The organism is Hydrogenophaga electricum (assembly GCF_030160815.1).
Lineage (GTDB): Bacteria > Pseudomonadota > Gammaproteobacteria > Burkholderiales > Burkholderiaceae_C > Hydrogenophaga > Hydrogenophaga electricum.
This window is the reverse complement of the sequence record NZ_BSPB01000003.1, coordinates 40,681-58,829: the sequence shown is the minus strand read 5'-3', so window position 1 is coordinate 58,829 and position 18,149 is coordinate 40,681. Positions and strand designations below refer to the sequence as shown.

18 protein-coding genes are annotated in these 18,149 nt (G+C 66.8%); all 18 read left to right on the top strand.

What is annotated here, in order from left to right:
- Positions 1–77: 77 nt before the first annotated feature.
- The 18 genes from QQK43_RS02810 (at position 78) to QQK43_RS02725 (ending at position 18,144) form a co-directional block, all read left to right on the top strand.
- Positions 78–638: a TRAP transporter small permease gene (locus QQK43_RS02810; RefSeq protein ID WP_284306592.1), complete on the top strand. Its 561-nt coding sequence runs from the start codon at positions 78–80 to the stop codon at positions 636–638.
- Positions 635–1,933: a TRAP transporter large permease gene (locus QQK43_RS02805; RefSeq protein WP_284306591.1), complete on the top strand. Its 1,299-nt coding sequence runs from the start codon at positions 635–637 to the stop codon at positions 1,931–1,933. The genes QQK43_RS02810 and QQK43_RS02805 overlap by 4 nt, the downstream gene beginning before the upstream one ends.
- 22 nt (positions 1,934–1,955) lie before the next feature.
- The gene (dctP, locus tag QQK43_RS02800; RefSeq protein ID WP_284306590.1) at positions 1,956–2,960 is read left to right on the top strand and encodes a TRAP transporter substrate-binding protein DctP; all 1,005 of its coding nucleotides are present in this window, start codon (positions 1,956–1,958) and stop codon (positions 2,958–2,960) included.
- Between the two features lie 7 nt (positions 2,961–2,967).
- Positions 2,968–4,515 (top strand): AMP-binding protein, encoded by a 1,548-nt coding sequence (locus QQK43_RS02795; RefSeq protein WP_284306589.1) that lies wholly within the window; start codon positions 2,968–2,970, stop codon positions 4,513–4,515.
- 13 nt (positions 4,516–4,528) lie between these two features.
- Entirely contained in the window at positions 4,529–5,716 is a 1,188-nt protein-coding gene (locus QQK43_RS02790; protein WP_284306588.1) for a lipid-transfer protein, read from the top strand.
- 9 nt (positions 5,717–5,725) lie between these two features.
- Entirely contained in the window at positions 5,726–6,535 is an 810-nt protein-coding gene (locus QQK43_RS02785) for an SDR family NAD(P)-dependent oxidoreductase (RefSeq protein WP_284306728.1), read from the top strand.
- 116 nt (positions 6,536–6,651) lie between these two features.
- Positions 6,652–8,433 carry an acyl-CoA dehydrogenase gene (locus tag QQK43_RS02780; RefSeq protein WP_284306587.1) on the top strand — a complete coding sequence of 594 codons (1,782 nt, stop codon included), beginning with the start codon at positions 6,652–6,654 and terminating at the stop codon, positions 8,431–8,433.
- A gap of 14 nt (positions 8,434–8,447) precedes the next feature.
- Entirely contained in the window at positions 8,448–8,918 is a 471-nt protein-coding gene (locus tag QQK43_RS02775) for a MaoC family dehydratase (protein WP_284306586.1), read from the top strand.
- A 19-nt stretch (positions 8,919–8,937) separates the two neighbouring features.
- Entirely contained in the window at positions 8,938–9,687 is a 750-nt protein-coding gene (locus tag QQK43_RS02770; RefSeq protein ID WP_284306585.1) for an electron transfer flavoprotein subunit beta/FixA family protein, read from the top strand.
- 4 nt (positions 9,688–9,691) lie between these two features.
- Positions 9,692–11,395, top strand: a complete 1,704-nt coding sequence (locus QQK43_RS02765) for an electron transfer flavoprotein-ubiquinone oxidoreductase (protein ID WP_284306584.1) — start codon at positions 9,692–9,694, stop codon at positions 11,393–11,395.
- Positions 11,396–11,431: 36 nt separating this feature from the next.
- Positions 11,432–12,364: an electron transfer flavoprotein subunit alpha/FixB family protein gene (locus QQK43_RS02760; protein ID WP_284306583.1), complete on the top strand. Its 933-nt coding sequence runs from the start codon at positions 11,432–11,434 to the stop codon at positions 12,362–12,364.
- Between the two features lie 193 nt (positions 12,365–12,557).
- Positions 12,558–13,505, top strand: coding sequence for a LysR family transcriptional regulator (locus tag QQK43_RS02755; RefSeq protein ID WP_284306582.1), 948 nt, complete (start codon positions 12,558–12,560; stop codon positions 13,503–13,505).
- A complete protein-coding gene (locus QQK43_RS02750; RefSeq protein WP_284306581.1) occupies positions 13,502–13,744 on the top strand; it encodes an EexN family lipoprotein in 243 nt (80 codons plus the stop codon). The genes QQK43_RS02755 and QQK43_RS02750 overlap by 4 nt, the downstream gene beginning before the upstream one ends.
- Positions 13,745–13,972: 228 nt before the next feature.
- Positions 13,973–15,991, top strand: coding sequence for a conjugal transfer protein TraG (locus QQK43_RS02745; protein WP_284306580.1), 2,019 nt, complete (start codon positions 13,973–13,975; stop codon positions 15,989–15,991).
- Positions 15,988–16,443 (top strand): CopG family transcriptional regulator, encoded by a 456-nt coding sequence (locus tag QQK43_RS02740; protein WP_284306579.1) that lies wholly within the window; start codon positions 15,988–15,990, stop codon positions 16,441–16,443. Before QQK43_RS02745 ends, QQK43_RS02740 begins: the two co-directional genes overlap by 4 nt.
- Positions 16,440–17,474 (top strand): P-type conjugative transfer ATPase TrbB, encoded by a 1,035-nt coding sequence (gene trbB / locus QQK43_RS02735; RefSeq protein WP_284306577.1) that lies wholly within the window; start codon positions 16,440–16,442, stop codon positions 17,472–17,474. Before QQK43_RS02740 ends, trbB begins: the two co-directional genes overlap by 4 nt.
- Positions 17,471–17,863 (top strand): TrbC/VirB2 family type IV secretion system protein, encoded by a 393-nt coding sequence (locus tag QQK43_RS02730; RefSeq protein WP_284306575.1) that lies wholly within the window; start codon positions 17,471–17,473, stop codon positions 17,861–17,863. Before trbB ends, QQK43_RS02730 begins: the two co-directional genes overlap by 4 nt.
- Positions 17,860–18,144, top strand: a complete 285-nt coding sequence (locus QQK43_RS02725) for a VirB3 family type IV secretion system protein (RefSeq protein ID WP_284306574.1) — start codon at positions 17,860–17,862, stop codon at positions 18,142–18,144. The genes QQK43_RS02730 and QQK43_RS02725 overlap by 4 nt, the downstream gene beginning before the upstream one ends.
- Positions 18,145–18,149: the final 5 nt, after the last annotated feature.

Below are 18,149 nucleotides of genomic sequence, written 5' to 3'. Positions count from 1 at the left end.
GCCATGCGCCGGCAGGCAAGACGCGAACGGCCTTGGTACCGAAGATGTCGCCTGGGTAGCACACCCAGGAGACATACATGGATACGGATAAAAAAAGCAGCGCCTGGGCGCTGGAGGAAGTCGCTGGCGTGGCCGCGATGGCACTGCTGGTGCTCATCACGCTGGTCAACGTCCTGGTGCGCTATTTCACCAGCCAGTCGTTTGCGTGGACGGAAGAGATCTCCGTTTTCCTGCTGGTGCTGATGACGCTGGCGGGCGCGGCCATTGCGGCAGGGCAAGACGGGCACATCCGCATCGAGTTCTTCTACAGCCGGGGTTCGCGCGGCCGCCGCATGGCGCTGGCGGCCCTGTCGGTGGGCGGGACGGCGCTGCTGTTCGGGTTGCTGGCGGTGCTGATCGCTCGCGCCGGCTTGTCGGAGTACGAATTCGGCGAAACGACGACGGGCCTGGGGCTACCGCGCTGGTGGTACACGGCGTCGCTGCCGCTGTTCACGGCCCTGGTAGCCCTGCGCGCCGTCACGCGCGGCTGGCGCACGGCCCGGGCGGGCACTGAAGGGCCGCCTCACGAGCCGGGAACGATACCCTCACCGGCGCGCCAGGCCGATGCGGGCGGTCGGGGCGAGGAGGGGCAGTCGTGATCGGTGCCTTCCTCATCGTCGGTTTTCTCTCGCTGATGCTCGCAGGTGTGCCCATCGCCGTTGCGATGGGGCTGATGGGCTCGGCGGTGGTCATCTTCATGGGCAGCGACATGCCCTGGTTCGGCCTCTCCACGCTGCAGCAGAGCTTCGATGCCAGCGTGGCCAAGTACCCGCTGCTGGCGCTGCCCATGTTCGTGCTGGTGGGCTCGGCCTTCGACCGCTCCGGCGTGGCCACGCGCATGGTGACTTTCGCCACCGCCGTGCTGGGCCGGGGGCCAGGCATGCTGCCCATCGTGGCCATCCTGGTGGCCATGCTGCTGGGCGGCATCTCGGGATCCGGCGCGGCGCTGGCGGCAGCCATCGGCGGGGTGATGATCGATGCCATGCGCCGCGCGGGCTACCCGGCCGCGTTCTCTGCCACGGTGATCGGCTCGGCCACGGCCACCGACATCCTCATCCCGCCCTCGCTGGGCTTCGTCATCTACGCCATCATGGTTTCGGGCGTGTCACTGCCCGAGCTATTCGCAGCGGGCCTGGTGCCCGGCGTGCTGGCCGGTGTGGCGCTGATCTTCCCGGCCTGGTGGCTATCGCGCAAGCACGGCTTCGGCGCGGTCGAATCGCAACTGCCACGCCCGCCCTTCTGGAAGAGCCTGCGTGAAGCGAGCTGGGGCCTGGTCACGCCCGTGCTCATCCTGGGCGGCATGCGCGCCGGTTGGTTCACACCCACCGAGGCGGCGGTGGTGGCCGCCGCGTGGGTGCTGTTCATCGGTCTGGCCATTCACAAGACCATCGGTCTGCGCGACCTGTACGAGGTCTTCGTGGACAGCGTGCGCACCTCGGCCGTGATCATGGTCATCCTCGGTTTCGCGGGCATATTTGCCTACTGCATCGACACCATCGGCCTGGCCGAGCCCATCGTGCACTGGTTCCGCTCGCTCGGACTGGGCAGCATCGGCACCCTGATCGTGGTGCTGGTCGTCTTCAAGCTGCTGGGCATGTTCCTGGACGGCGTGTCGCTGTTCCTGGTGTTCCTGCCGCTGCTGCTGCCGCTCATCAAGTCCTTCGGCTGGAACCCGGTGTGGTTCGGCGTGCTGATCTGCATGGTCACGGCCCTGGGTCAGTTCACGCCGCCGCTGGCCGTGAACCTGCTCGTGTCCTGCCGCCTCGCGGGCGTGCCGGTGGAGCGCACGCTGCCTTGGGTCGGCTGGTTCATGTTGAGTTTCATAGCGGCCATCGTGGCCGTGATCTTCATGCCCCAACTCGCGCTCTGGCTGCCCAGGGTGTCGGGCTACTGATTTCAACAAGGAGACAAGCACCATGATCCAACGCCGTCAACTGCTCGCCGCCGGTGCCTGCGTACTGGGGGCACCGGCCCTCGTGCGCGCGCAGGGCTACAAGGGCGAGTACCGCCTCTCGCTGGTCGTCGGCCCCGGCACCACCTGGTACACCGCTGCCGAGAATTTTGCGCAACTGGTGCGCGAGCGCACGGCGGGCCGCATCAACATGCGGCTCTACCCCGCCGCTAGCCTGGTACAAGGAGCGCAGGACCGTGAACTGGCCGCAATGCGCCAGGGCACCATCGACGTCCTGGTGGGCACCACCGTCAACTGGGCGGGCACGGTGAAAGACTTCACCACCTTCCTGCTGCCCTATCTCATGCCCGATACCAAGGCGGTCGATGCCGTGCTGGCGTCCGACGCGCTGAACAAGGACTTCTACGACATCATCCGCCGCGCAGGCGCGGAGCCGCTGGCCTCGGGCGAGTACGGCAACATCCAACTGCTCAACGCCAAGCGCCGCATCGCCAAGCCGGCCGATGTGGCGGGCCTGAAGATACGCACGGTGGCCACGCCCTTGCAGCAGGACGTCATGAATGCGCTCAAGGCCAACCCCACCACCATGTCCTGGGCCGATGCGCAGGCGGCGCTGGCATCGGGCGCGGTCGATGGTCTCACGCTCACGCTGGAGCAGGCGCTGGCCTACAAGGTGGCCACCCTCGGCCAGAAGCAGGTGACGCGCTGGAACGTGTTCAACGAGTTGATCCACTTCCTGGTCGCCGGCCCGGTGTTCAAGACCTGGACGCCGGAAGATCAGCAACTCGTGCGCGCCGCCGCCAAGGATGCTGCCGTCGAGCTCACGCGCCAGGTGCGCAAGCCGGTGGACGATACGCTCAAGCAGCAGGGCTTTGAGGTCTACAGCCCCAGCGCGGAGGAGATCGCGCAATGGAAGGCCGCCGTGCACCCCGTGTACGACAAGTGGAAGGCCAGCCTCAACACAGGGCTGATCGGCAAGATCGAACAGGCCGTCGCACAAGCCAAGTGAGCGCTCCATGAATCTGATCGACTACTTCGACGCGGGCGCCAGCAGTCACCCCAACGCCCCATGCTTCGTGGACTGCGGTAGCAGCGCGCCGGTCGCCACCTACGCGCAAACTCAGGCCAAGACCTGCCAGATGGCCCGTGGGCTGCAAGCGCTGGGCCTGGAGCCAGGCTTTCACGGGGCGGTGCTCAGCGGCAACTCGGCAGCGGCGTTCACGGCCATTCTGGCCGTCCTGCGCGCGCAGGGCGTGTGGCTGCCGGTGAGCTCGCGCAACAGCCTGGAAAGCAACATCGAGTTCCTGCAGGACATGGACTGCGACATGCTCTTCTACATGCCACGCTACGCAGACCTGGTGCCGGCCATCCGCGCGGCGATCCCACGCATCCGCCACTGCATCGCGCTGGACGACGCCTCCATTGCGGCGTTGACGGAAGGCCGGAGCGCTGAGATGTTCGTCACCCCCTCGCGGCCCGAGGCGGTGACGGCCATCCTGGGCACGGGGGGCACCACGGGCCGCTCCAAGGGCGTGATGCTCAGCAACCGCAACCTGATGTCCTGGTTCGCCAGTCACATGTCGGTGATGGACGTGCAGGACGGCATGACCGTGCTGGCCGCCGCGCCCATCACCCACACGGCGGGCATCCTGACCTTCCCCTTCTTGGCACGCGGCGGGCGCGTGGTGCTGATGGACGGTATCGATTCGCAATACCTGCTGCGCACCATCGAGCAGGAGCGCGTGAGCATGCTGTTCCTGCCGCCCACCGTCATCTACAACCTGCTGGCCCAGCCCAACGTGCGCGAGTTCGACTACTCCGCGCTGCGCTATCTGATCTACGGCGCGGCCCCCATGTCGCCCGACAAACTGGCCGAGGCCATCGAGGTCTTCGGCCCGGTGATGATGCAGATCTACGGCCAGACGGAAGTGCCCGCCTCCATCACCGTGCTGCGCGTGGAGGACCACTTGGTGGACGGCAAGCCCGCGCCGCGCCAGCGCCTGCAGAGCGCGGGGCGGCCCTGCACCTTCACGCGCGTGGCCATCATGGACGACGACGGCAAGCTGCTGCGCGAGCCCGGCGCGACCGGCGAAATCGTCGCCCAGGGCGACATCGTCATGCCCGGCTACTACAAGAACCCCGAGGCCACGGCGCAGGCGCAGCGCAATGGCTGGCATTGCACGGGTGATGTGGGCTACTTCGACGCCGAGGGCTTCCTCTACATCGTCGATCGCAAGAAGGACATGATCATCACCGGGGGCTTCAACGTGTACTCGTCCGTGGTGGAGGCGGCCGTCATGGCCCACCCGGCGGTGAAGGATTGCGCCGTCATCGGCGTGCCCGACCCAAAGTGGGGCGAAGCCGTCAAGGCCGTGATCGAACTGCGGCCCGGCCAATCTGTGACGCCCGAGGCGCTGATCCAGTTCGTCAAGGACAAGCTCGGCAGCGTGCAGGCGCCCAAGAGCGTGGACATCGTCGAACAACTGCCGCGCAGCCCCGTGGGCAAGGTGCTCAAGAAGGAAGTGCGCAAGGCCTACTGGCAGAACCAGGACCGCATGGTCTAAAGGAGAACACGCGATGCAAAACGAAACCTTGGTCGCAGGCGTCGGCATGACGCCGTTCAAGAAGCCCGGCGACAACCTGCCGTACCCCGAGATGGCTGCGCGCTCCGTGCGCCAGGCGCTGCAGGACGCCGGCGTGGGCTACGAGGCCGTGCAGGAGGTCTATGCGGGCTACGTCTACGGCGACTCCACCAGCGGCCAGCGTGCCGTCTACGAGGTCGGCATGACGGGCGTGCCCATCGTCAACGTCAACAACAACTGCGCTTCGGGCTCCTCGGCGCTGTACCTGGCACGTAAGGCCATTGCCAGCGGCGCAGCGGACTGCGTGCTGGCCGTGGGCTTCGAGCAGATGTCGCCCGGCGCGTTGCAGAGCCATTGGACGGACCGGCCCGATCCCTTGGGCCATTTCAGCGATGCCATCGCCAAGTCCTTCGACCGACCCGACCTGCCCATGGTGATACGCTACTTCGCTGCTGCGGGCAAGGCGCACATGGAGCGCTACGGCACCTCGCTCGAAGCCTTTGCCCGCATCCGCGCGAAGGCCAGCCGCCACGCCGCGCGCAACCCGCTGGCCTTGTTCCGGCGCGAAGTCACCACCGAAGAGGTACTGGCTGCGGCCGTTCTGGTCCCTGGCGTCATGACGCGCCCGATGGCCTGCCCGCCCACCTGCGGCGCGGCTGCCACGCTGCTCGTCAGCCGCAGCTTCGCAAAGAAGCATGGCCTTGATCCGGCGGTGCGCATCCTGGCGCAGACGCTGGTCACCGACCGCCCCGACACCTTCGAAGGCGCCGACCCCATCGCGGTGGTGGGCTCCGGGGTTTCACGCGAGGCGGCGCGCCAGGTTTACGAGGCCGCCGGCATCGGCCCGAAAGACGTGGACGTGTGCGAACTGCACGACTGCTTCACGCAGAACGAACTGCTGAGCTACGAGGCGCTGGGCTTTTGCCCCGAAGGTGAGGCGGAAGGTTTCGTGCGGTCTGACCAGAACACCTACGGCGGCCAAGTGGTGGTCAACCCCTCGGGCGGCTTGCTATCCAAGGGGCACCCGCTGGGCGCCACGGGCTTGGCGCAGTGCTTTGAGTTGACGCACCAACTGCGCGGCACGGCCGAAGCGCGGCAGGTGGAAAGCGCGCGCATCGCCATGCAGCACAACGCCGGGCTGGGTGGCGCCACCGTGGTCACGCTGTTTGGGCGTGCCAATTAATCGAGGGAGATTTCCATGCGACTACAAGGAAAAGTGGCGCTCGTATTCGGTGCCGGATCCGTCAGCACCGGCATCGGCAATGGCCGGGCGACCGCGATGCTGTTCGCCCGCGAGGGCGCCAAGGTCGTCGCGGTGGACCGCGACATCGAGGCCGCGCGCGACACGCAGAAGCGCGTCATCGCCGAAGGGGGCGTGTGCGAAGCCGAGCAGGCCGATGTCACCAAGTCCGCGGATGTGCTGCGCGTGGTCGAGGCGTCCATCGCACGCTTCGGGCGCATCGACGTGCTGGTCAACAACGTCGGCATCGCGAAGGTGGGCGGGCCGGTGGAACTGTCCGAGGAAGACTGGGACATGGTCTTCGACGTCAACGTCAAGAGCATGTTCCTGGCCTGCAAGCATGCGCTGCCGTACATGGAGGGCCAAGGCGGCGGCTCCATCGTCAACGTCAGCTCGATGGCGGGCGTGCGCTGGGCCGGCGTGCCCTACGTGTCCTACGGCGCGAGCAAGTCGGCGGTGAACGGCCTGTCGCGCTACGTGGCGATGCAGTACGCGATGAAGAACATCCGCTGCAACACCATCCTGCCGGGGCTCATGAACACACCGATGATCGTCGAGCCACTGTCCGGGCAGTACGACAACGTTGACGACATGATCGCGCAGCGCGATGCGATCTGTCCCACCGGCAAGATGGGCGAGGCTTGGGATGTGGCCTATGCGGCCCTGTACCTGGCCAGCGATGAGTCCAAGTACGTCAACGGCCTGGAGCTGTTGGTGGATGGAGGCCTGCACCACCAGGTGCTCGCGCCGAAAGCCGCCTGAGGAATTCTGCTGCGCTGAAGCGCTTGATCGACCGGGCGTCGTCCTGGTTGGTGGAGTCGTGCGCGAGTGCATTCCCGATGGGGCTGACGGGTTGAACCGACAAAGAGGAGTAAGCCATGTCCATCTACGCCGCGCCCTTGCGCGACATGCTGTTCACGATGAAGGAAGTCGGGGGCCTGGATGCGATCTGCGCCCAGCCCGGCCATGAAGAGACCACGCCCGACCTGGTCGAGGCCATCCTGCAGGAGGCCGCCAACTACGCCACCGGCGTGCTCGACCCGCTGAACCGCCCCGGCGACGTGCAGGGCGCGCGTTGGCACGATGGTCAGGTCACGCCTGCCTGCGGCTTTCGTGAAGCCTGGGCCAGCTTTTGCGAGAACGGCTGGAACGGCATGCCGGCTTCCACGGAATGGGGCGGCCAGGGCCTGCCCACGCTGGTGTCCACCGCCGTGCTGGAGATGTGGAAGTCGTCCAACCTGGCCTTCAGCCTGTGCCAGATGCTCACGCTCGGCGCGGTCGAGGCCATTGCCCACCACGGCAGCGACGCGCTCAAGCAGCGCTTCCTCGGACCGATGGTCGCGGGCCGCTGGACCGGCACGATGAACCTCACCGAGCCGCAGGCCGGCTCCGACCTGGCCGCGCTGCGCAGCCGTGCCGTGCCCGAGGGCAACCATTACCGCGTCAGCGGCAACAAGATCTTCATCACCTGGGGCGAGCACGACATGGCCGAGAACATCGTCCATCTGGTGCTGGCGCGGCTGCCCGATGCGCCGCCGGGGGTGAAGGGCATCTCGCTGTTCCTGTGCCCGAAGTACCTGATCAACGACGACGGCTCGCTGGGCGAACACAACGACTTGGCCTGCACCTCCATCGAGCACAAGATGGGCATCCACGGCAGCCCCACGGCGTCGATGAGCTTCGGCGATCACGGGGGCGCCATCGGCTATCTGGTCGGCGGGCCGAACCAGGGGCTGGCCTGCATGTTCACGATGATGAACCATGCGCGGCTGAACGTCGGCCTCGAAGGCGTGGGCATTTCCGAGCGCGCCTACCAGCGCGCGCGCTCCTACGCGCTGGAGCGGGTGCAGGGCAAGCCGCTGCTGGCCGGCAGCACCACCATCGCCGGCCACCCGGACGTGCGGCGCATGCTGATGGATATGAAGGCCCGCACCGAGGCCATGCGTGCACTGGCCTACTTCTGTGCCGGCCAGATGGACCGCGCCGCCGGCCACGCCGACGCACAGGAGCGCGAGCAGGCACAGGCCCTGGTCGGCCTGCTGATCCCGGTGGTCAAGGGCTGGTGCACCGACAGCGCGCAGGGCATCACGTCGGACGGCGTGCAGGTGCATGGCGGCATGGGCTACGTCGAGGAAACCGGCGCCTCGCAGCACTTCCGCGACGCGCGCATCACGACCATCTACGAAGGCACCACGGGCATCCAGGCCAACGACCTGATCGGCCGCAAGCTGGCGCGCGAGGGCGGACGCACGCTGAAGGCGTTGCTGGGCCGCATCGACGGCGATGCGCGCCGCCTGGCCGAGGCGCCCGATGCCGCGCTGGCGCAGATCGGCGGCGCGCTGGCCGCTGGCGCCCGTGCACTGGAAGAAGCGGCCGACTGGCTGCTGGCCCACGACGATCAACCCGCGCAGTGCGCGGCGGGCGCCGTGCCCTTCCTGCGGCTGGCGGGCACCGTGATCGGCGGCTGGCTGTCGGCGCGCATGGCCGAAGCCGCCACTGCGCAACTCGCAGCGGCGTCGGGTGATGCGGTGTTCCTCGGCGCCAAGCGCGCCACGGCCACCCATTACGCGACGCATGTCCTGGTGCAGGCGCCGATGCTGCGCGACGTCGTCATGAGGGGTGCCGACAGCACGCTGGCCCTGACGGACGAGCAACTCTGAGCGAGGAGAAGAAGATGAACGATCAGAACGGCTACGACGTCGAGGACCTGCAACCGGGCATGAGCGCGACGTTCTCGAAGACGATCACTGAAGCGGACATCATGATGTTCGCAGGCGTCTCCGGCGACACCAACGCGGTGCATCTCAATGAAGAGTTCGCTGCCACGACGCGCTTCGGCGGCCGCATTGCGCACGGATTTCTGACGGCCAGCGTGATTTCCGCGGCGGTCGCCAACCGGCTGCCGGGACCGGGCACCGTCTACTTGGGCCAGCAACTGCGCTTCAAGGCACCGGTCAAACCGGGCGACACGGTGCATGCCACCGTCACCGTGGCGTCGGTGGACGCGGCCAAGGCGCGGGTGATGCTGTCCACCATCTGCCGCGTCAAGGGCAACGTCGTCATCGAAGGTGAGGCGACGGTGATGATCACTTCGCGCGCGCAGCGTGCCGCCCACGAACGTCAGGCCGCACCGTCGGCCGCCTGAATCGAAAGGAAATCCTCCCATGAAGATCCTGGTTCCCGTCAAGCGGGTGGTCGACAAAGACATCAAGGTGCGCGTCAAGAGCGACGGCAGCGGCGTGGACATCGCCAACGTCAAGATGAGCATGAACCCCTTCGACGAGATTGCCGTGGAAGAGGCGGTGCGGCTGAAGGAAAAGGGCGTGGCCACCGAGGTGATCACCGTCTCCTGCGGCGTGGCCCAGTGCCAGGAAACCCTGCGCACCGCCATGGCCATCGGCGCCGACCGTGCCATCCTGGTGCAAAGCGACACCGAACTGCAGCCTCTGGCCGTGGCCAAGCTGCTCAAGGCCCTGGTCGACAAGGAACAGCCCGGCCTGGTCATCCTGGGCAAGCAGGCCATCGACGACGACGCCAACCAGACCGGCCAGATGCTGGCCGCGCTGGCCGACCTCCCCCAGGGCACCTTCGCCAGCAAGGTCGAAGTGGCCGGCGACAAGCTCACCGTCACCCGCGAAGTCGACAGCGGCCTGGAAGCCGTCACCCTGAAGCTGCCGGCGGTCGTCACCGCCGACTTGCGCCTGAATGAGCCGCGCTACGTCACGCTGCCCAACATCATGAAGGCCAAGAAAAAGCAGCTGGACACCCTCAAGCCCGAGGACCTGGGCGTGGACGTGAGTCCACGGCTGAAGACTCTCAAGGTGAGCGAGCCGCCCAAGCGCGGCGCTGGCATCACGGTGCCCGACGTGGCCACCCTGGTGGACAAGCTCCGAAACGAAGCCAAGGTCATCTGAGCCGATGCTGCCGAAGACCCGCGCGAACGCCAGCGAGATGCTCGAAACCTACAGCCCGCGCGAGGCGATGGACTACGACATCGTCATCGTCGGCGCCGGCCCAGCGGGATTGGCCGCTGCGATCCGCCTGAAGCAGCTCGCCGCCGCCGCGGGCAGCGAGGTCTCGATCGTCGTCCTTGAAAAGGGCAGCCAGCCCGGCGCGCACATCCTGTCCGGCGCGGTGATGGACCCGTGCGCGATCGCCGAGCTGTTCCCCGACTGGCAGACGCAGGGCGCTCCGCTGAATCAGCCGGTCACCGCCGACGAGGTGCTTTTCCTCACTGAGACCGGCGCCAGGAAGACGCCCGGCTGGCTGGTGCCCGAGTGCTTCCACAACGAAGGCAACTACGTCGTCAGCCTCGGCGCAGTTACGCGCTGGCTCGCGGCGCAGGCCGAAGCCCTGGGCGTCGAGATCTTCCCCGGCTTTGCAGCGGCCGAAGTGCTCTACGACGAGCAAGGCCGCGTGCGCGGCGTCGCCACCGGCAACCTCGGTATCGGCAAGGACGGCGAGCCGCACGACGGCTTCCAGCTCGGCATGGAACTGACCGCGAAGTACGTGATCTTCGCCGAAGGCGCGCGCGGCCAGCTCGGCAAGCAGTTGATCGCCAAGTTCGCGCTCGATGTGGGCCGCGACCCGCAGAGCTACGCCATCGGGATCAAGGAGCTGTGGGAGGTGCCGGCCGACCGGGCCAAGCCCGGCCTCGTGGTGCATACCGCCGGCTGGCCGATGGACAACGCCACCTACGGCGGCGGCTTTCTCTACCACCTCGAAGATGGCAAGGTCACGCTCGGCTTCGTCACCGGCCTCGACTACAAGAACCCCTGGCTGTCTCCGTTCGAGGAGATGCAGCGCTGGAAGACGCACCCGGCGATCCGCGCGCACATCGAGGGCGGCAAGCGCATCGGCTACGGCGCACGGGCGATCACCGCCGGCGGCATCCTCAGCTTGCCCAAGACCGTGTTCCCGGGCGGCGCGCTCGTCGGCTGCGACGCCGGCTACCTGAACGCGAGCCGCATCAAGGGCAGCCATGCGGCGATCAAGACCGGCATGCTCGCCGCCGAAGCGGCTTTCGAGGCGCTGCAGGCCGGCCGTTCGCACGATGAGTTGAGCGCCTACCCCGAGGCCTTTGAGGCGAGCTGGCTGGCCGACGAACTGCGCCGCTCGAAGAACTTCAAGCAGTGGTTCAAGAAGGGCAACCGCGTCGGCGCAATGATGACAGGCATCGAGCAGTGGCTCTTGCCCAAGGTCGGCGTGAAGGTGCCGCCGTGGACCGTGCACGGCCCGCAGGCCGACCACCTCTACCTGCAGCCCGCTGCGAAGATGCCGCGGATCGAGTATCCGAAGCCCGACGGCAGGATCACCTTCGACCGGCTGTCGTCGGTGTTCATCAGCAACACGAACCACGAGGAGAACCAGCCGGCGCACCTGACGCTGAAGGATGGATCGGTGCCGGTCGCGATCAACCTCACCAAGTACGGCGGCCCCGAGAGCCGCTACTGCCCGGCCGGCGTCTACGAATTCGTCAAGAGCGACGTTGGCAGCGAGCGCTTGGTGATCAACGCGCAGAACTGCGTGCACTGCAAGACCTGCGACATCAAGGACCCGACGCAGAACATCGTCTGGGTCGCGCCCGAGGGCGGCGGTGGGCCGAACTACGCGGGCATGTGACCCACAACCACTGGACTCAACCACGAGCTCAATTCCATGACCACCCTCGTCATTGCCGAACACGACAACCAATCCCTCAAGGGCGCCACCCTGAACACCGTCAGCGCCGCCGCCCAGTGCGGGGGCGACGTGCATGTGCTGGTGGCCGGGCACAACGCCCAGGCCGCCGCCCAGGCCGCCAGCCAGATCGCCGGCGTCGCCAAGGTCATTCACGCCGACGGCGCCAGCCTGGCCGACCAGCTGGCCGAGAACCTGGCCGCGCAGATCCTGGCCCTGGCCGGCGGGTACAGCCACATCCTCTTCCCCTCCACCGCCAGCGGCAAGAATGTCGCCCCGCGCGTGGCGGCCAGCCTGGACGTGGCGCAGGTCAGCGACATCACCAAGGTGGTGAGCGCCGACACCTTCGAGCGGCCCATCTACGCGGGCAACGCCATCGCCACCGTGCAGAGCGCCGATCCGGTCAAGGTCATCACCGTGCGCACCACGGGCTTCGACCCTGCAGCGGCCACAGGCGGCAGCGCAGCGGTGGAGGCCATCGCGGCGGCGGCCGACAGCGGCAAGAGCGCCTTCGTGGGGCGCGAGGTGAGTAAGAGCGACCGGCCGGAGCTGACGGCGGCCAAGATCATCGTCTCCGGTGGCCGTGCCCTGGGCAGCGCTGAGAAGTTCCAGGAGGTGATGACGCCGCTGGCGGACAAGCTGGGCGCGGCCATCGGGGCCAGCCGGGCTGCGGTGGATGCGGGCTATGCGCCCAATGACCTGCAGGTGGGCCAGACGGGCAAGATCGTGGCACCGCAACTGTACATCGCGGCGGGCATCTCGGGGGCGATCCAGCACCTGGCGGGCATGAAGGACTCCAAGGTGATCGTGGCCATCAACAAGGACGAGGAGGCGCCGATCTTCTCGGTGGCCGACTACGGGCTGGTGACAGACCTGTTCCAAGTCGTGCCGGAACTGATCGAGAAACTCTGAAGTTGCGTACTTGTACTTGCGGCGAAATGTTGCCCATGAGCCGCACCGCGCGACGGCAGCACTGCATCTTATGGGGCGAAAGCCGACGCTCGCTAACCAGCGCCGTGGGCATGAGCACGGCCATTGGCATCACTCGGCCCGAAATCTTCGAGTGCGCTGGACGCTGGCGTCTCGTAGAAAGGGAGAAGTTGTCATGGAGCTTAGGCATTTACGCTATTTTCTTGCAGTCGCCGAAGAGCTCCACTTCGCCCGAGCGGCCGAGAGGCTGCACATGGATCAATCGCCCTTGTCCCGCACAATCAAAGATCTGGAGGAGGAACTAGGAGCGCAGCTTTTCACCCGCACGACGCGCAACACTCGGCTGACTCATGCCGGCAAAGTGTTTCTGGAGCGGGTGCCACGTATCTTCGAGGCACTGGAACAAGCACGCGATGGCGTGAAGTCGGCCGCCAACGGCTTTCATGGCCAGTTGCGTATTGCCCTGTCCGATGGCATCACGCCATCGCGCTTACCCGCCTTGCTGGCGCGCAGCCGCGAAGAAGAACCCGAGGTGGAGATCCGCCTCTTTGAAGTGCCCTTCGATCAGCAGATCAAGGGCCTGCACGATGACCTGTACGACGCTGGCTTCTCGATGGCCGATGAGGTCGGCGAGGGCATCTTGGCCACTCCCGCGTGGGCGGACGAACTGATGGTGGCGCTGTACTCGCGTCATCCATTGCTGGAATACCGGCGCGTTCCCCTGCATAAAGTGCTGCAGCAGCGGCTGGTGCTGGGCGATCCCGCCTTCTGCCAGGGCCATACCCGCCAGGTGGATCGCATCCTGCAAAAGCGGGACGAGGAACTGCAGATCCTCCAGCGCGTCGCCACCTTCGACGTGATGATGGCCCTGGTGGCCTCGGGCGTGGCCATCGGTCTGGCGGGAGCAGCACACATCGCATCCAGCCGGGAAATGGGCATCGTGGCCCGGCCACTGACGGGCGTTCCGCCCATGCTGACCACCTACCTGCTGCGCCGTGACGCCGAGCCCGGCGCGATGCTGGCCCGGTTCATTGAGCACGTTGCATCCATTGACTCGGGCAGCGGTGCCGTCGCCGCGGCTGCCGATGTTCATGACCCCGCATCCAAAGGAGTCAAGCCGTGAACAAAACCGCGAACAGAACCCTGCTGCTGACCCTGGCCGCCCTGCTGAGCGCCTGCGGCCCCGCCAAGTCCACCGACACCGTGGACGAACTGGTGGCCAATCCTGCGCGCATCAAGGAAATCCAGCGCTTGTGCAAGGAAGATCGCGCGAAGGTCGGCGATGAACTCTGCCTGCGTGCAGCCGCTGCTGCCGAGCGGCGCTTTTTCGGCGACCGGCCGGAACAGAAGAAGACCCCATAGCCCACGCCAGCAACGCCTCTGCGTCGCCGCACCGCGACAGCTTGCGCACTGTTACCTCGATACGCCGCAGCGCCTTTGTGCCTGCGGCATTTTTATTGTCTTCGCCACAGCAAGAACTATGGCTTTCTGAGCCTTAATCCCGGCGATTTCCGTCTTTGACCGGTACTGCCTGCGGCATTGATCCTGATACGGGCGGCACGTTGTTGTGCCGCATTCGGAGGCAGGTCAATGCAGGGAACGAACGTGCTGTTCGGTCAGATCGCCGTGGTATTCGGCATCGTGATCGCCGGCGTGTGGGCAGCCACACAATGGACAGCCGCCGCCCTGGGCTACCAGCTACGCCTGGGCGCGCCGTGGTTCGATTTCCTGGGCACGCCGGTCTATCACCCGTGGCGGCTGTTCGAGTGGTGGTTCTTCTTCGATGCCTATGCGCCGCACGTCTTTGACGTGGGCGGTGCCATCGCCGCAGGCAGCGGCCTATTCGCGGTACTGGTCGCCATCGGAATGTCGATCTGGCGCTCGCGCCAGTCCAAGCTCGTCACGACCTACGGCTCGGCCCGCTGGGCCAGCGCGGAGGACATCCACAAGGCGGGCCTTGACCAGCCTACGGGCGTGTTCCTCGGACTGCATCGCCAGCAGTACCTTCGGCATGAAGGCCCGGAGCATGTTCTGACCTTCGCGCCCACGCGTTCGGGCAAGGGCGTGGGCCTGGTGGTGCCGACGCTTCTTTCGTGGCCCGCGTCTGCTGTCGTTCACGACATCAAGGGCGAGAACTGGAGCATCACCGCTGGCTGGCGCTCGCGCTTTTCGCACTGCCTGCTGTTCAACCCGACGGATAGCCTGTCGGCGGCCTACAACCCATTGCTGGAAGTGCGGCGCGGCGCGCATGAAGTGCGCGACGTGCAGAACATCGCGGACATCCTGGTCGATCCCGAAGGTGCGCTGGAGCGGCGCAATCACTGGGAGAAGACTTCGCACGCGCTGCTGGTCGGCGCCATCCTGCATGTGCTCTATGCGGGCGAAGACAAGACGCTGCGCGGCGTCGCTAACTTCCTCAGCGACCCGGCCTGTCCCTTCGAGCTGACCTTGCACCGGATGATGACCACGCCGCACCTCGTGAATGAGGAAGGGGGTGGCCCGCATCCGGTGGTGGCATCCGCCGCGCGCGAAGTGCTCAACAAGAGCGATAACGAGCGCTCGGGCGTGCTGTCCACGGCCATGTCGTTCCTCGGCCTCTACCGCGACCCGACGGTGGCCGAAGTCACCTCGCGCTGCGACTGGCGCATCGCCGACCTGATCGCGGCCGAGCATCCGGTATCGCTGTACCTCGTTGTTCCGCCTTCGGACATTTCGCGGACGAAGCCGCTGATCCGCCTGATCCTCAACCAGATCGGCCGGCGCCTCACCGAATCGCTTGATGGCAGCGACGGCATCGAGCGTCGCCACAAGCTGCTGTTGATGCTCGATGAATTCCCCGCGCTCGGGCGACTGGATTTCTTCGAGACGGCGCTGGCCTTCATGGCGGGCTATGGCATCCGCAGCTTCCTGATCGCGCAGAGCCTGAACCAGATCGACAAGGCCTACGGCCAAAACCACTCGATCCTCGACAACTGCCACGTGCGTGTGACCTTCGCCACCAACGACGAGCGCACCGCCAAACGGATCTCCGAGACGCTGGGCACCGCGACCGAGCTGCGCGCGCAGCGCAACTACGCAGGCCACCGGCTCGCGCCGTGGCTCGGGCACCTCATGGTGTCGCGTCAGGAAACCGCACGGCCGCTGCTGACGCCGGGCGAAGTCATGCAGCTTCCGCCCGACGAGGCCGTGGTGATGGTCTCCAGCCTGGCGCCGATCAAGGCGAAGAAGCTGCGCTATTACGCGGACAGCAATTTCAAGCGGCGCGTGCTGCCGCCGCCCGCGCTTACGGCCGGGCGCTATGCCGACGTGCCGCCGGCCCGCGCCGACGACTGGAGCGGGCTGGCGATTCCCGCCGTGCCCGCCGCACCGGCCACGGCATCCGTCGATGGCCTGGAGAACCTGGGTTCGGCCGATGACGGCGGCCCACGCCGACAGCCCGAGCTTTCCGAAACCGTCGCCTATGACCCCGACCTCGTTGCGCCTGCAGCCGACCTCGGGCTGCTCGATGACGACGACATGCCGCTTCCCCTCCCGCGCCAGCTCGACCCGGCTCTGCAGCGCACGGCCCGGCTGGCTTCCCTCGACCCTGACGACGGAATCGCGCTATGAGCCAGCATCGCTTGAATCTCTTCATCCAGCCCGAGCACGCGAAGCAGCTCGACGAATTGGCTGCCACCAAGGGCGTGTCCAAGTCCAGCATCGTCGCGGCGGCGCTCGCATCGTGGCTGTCGCCCGATGCTGGCGACCAGCGCGAGGCAGCGATTGCCAAGCGCCTGGATCGCCTGGCACGCCACGCCGAGCGCATGGAGCGCGACCAGAACATCCAGATCGAGACGCTGGCGCTGTTCATCCGCTACTTCCTCACGGTGAGCACGCCGGTGCCCGAGGCCCATCAGGACGCCGCTCGCGCCCAGGGCAAGGCGCGCTTCGAGCAGTTTGTCGAACAGCTCGGTCGTCACCTGCTGCGCGGGCGCAGCCTGGTGCGCGACGTGGTGGACGAGTTGAATCCCGACCCGATGCGGATGGAGGCCACGGCCGAAGCACAGGAGCGTGCTGTATGAGCGCCGTTCCTTCCTTCACCGCCGTTTCGCTGGACCGCCGCATCCAGATGCTGCGCACGGCGATGGGGCCGCTGATCGCCGCCGCGCTCGAAGACCCGGACGTGGTGGAAATCATGCTCAACCCCGACCGCACGCTCTGGGTGGATCGGTTGTCCACGGGCCGCGCGCCGATGGGCGTGGAACTGTCCGAAGCGGATGGCGAACGCATCATCCGCCTCGTGGCCGCCCACGTCGGTGCGGAGGTACATCGCGGCCAGCCGCTGTTGACGGCAGAGCTACCGGAGACCGGCGAGCGCTTCGAGGGCATCTTGCCGCCCGCTGCGCCGGGGCCGGCTTTCGCCTTGCGCAAGCGCGCCTTTGGCGTGATCCCGCTGGCGCGCTACATCGAGGACGGAATGATGACCGCCGCGCAGGCGGGCCTGCTGGTACGGGCCGTGCGCGAGCGCCAGAACATCCTGATCGCCGGCGGGACAAGTACCGGCAAGACCACCTTGGCGAATGCGCTGCTGGCGGAGATCGCCGCCACGGGCGACCGCGTGCTGGTGCTCGAAGACACGGTGGAGTTGCAATGCGCGGCGCGCGACCACGTACCGCTGCGCACGCGCCAGGGCGTCGTGTCCATGACCGAGCTGGTGCGGTCTTCGATGCGCCTGCGCCCGGATCGTGTCGTCGTCGGCGAGGTGCGTGGCGCCGAGGCGCTGGATCTCATCAAGGTGTGGGGCACCGGCCATCCGGGCGGCATTGCCACGATCCATGCCGGCTCCGCGCTGGGCGCGCTGCTGCGCCTGGAGCAACTGATTCTCGAAGTGGCGGTGAACCCGCCCCGTGCGCTGATCGCGGAAGCTGTCAACGTGGTCATCCACATCGCCGGGCGCGGGCGCAAGCGCCGCATCGAGAGCATCGCCCGCGTCGTCGGCTTCGATGGCGTGGGCTACCGACTGGCGGATGCGCTGGAGGCTCCATTCCCGGAGCTGCTGTCGCAGTCCGACCTTTCCTCCCTGTCCCCTGGCCACTCTGGAGAACTGCCATGACGCAGATGATCGTTCCTGCTTTCCGTATTTCTGTAGATCCGCTTCCTCGCCACTTCAGTTCCGCGCGGCTGGATGGCTTGGCCCGCCCAGCCCTGCAAGGCCTGATGCTCGCGGCGCTGATGCTGCTGCTCGCGGGCACGGCCCAGGCCGCCGGTTCGTCGATGCCCTGGGAAGGGCCGCTGCAATCCATCCTCGAATCCATCCAGGGGCCAGTGGCCCGCATCATCGCGGTCATCATCATCATCGCCACGGGCCTGGCGCTGGCTTTCGGCGATACCTCGGGCGGGTTCCGCAAGCTGATCCAGATCGTCTTCGGCCTGTCCATTGCGTTCGCGGCTTCGAGCTTCTTCCTGTCCTTCTTCAGCTTCTCGGGCGGGGCCGTCGTATGAACGCGGCCCACGAAGGAGTGCAGGGTTTCGCTCCGGGCTTCGAGGTGCCGCTGCATCGTTCGCTGACCGAGCCGATCCTGATGGGCGGCGCTCCGCGCACCGTGGCCATCACCAACGGCACCTTGGCCGCTGCCGTGGGTCTGGGCTTGCAGATGTGGATTCCTGGGCTGGTGCTCTGGATCGCCGGCCATGCGCTGGCGGTCTGGGGTGCGCGTGTCGATCCGCAGTTCATGCAGGTCTTCGCCCGCCATATCAAGCACCGGCCGCTGCTGGACGTGTGAGGGGA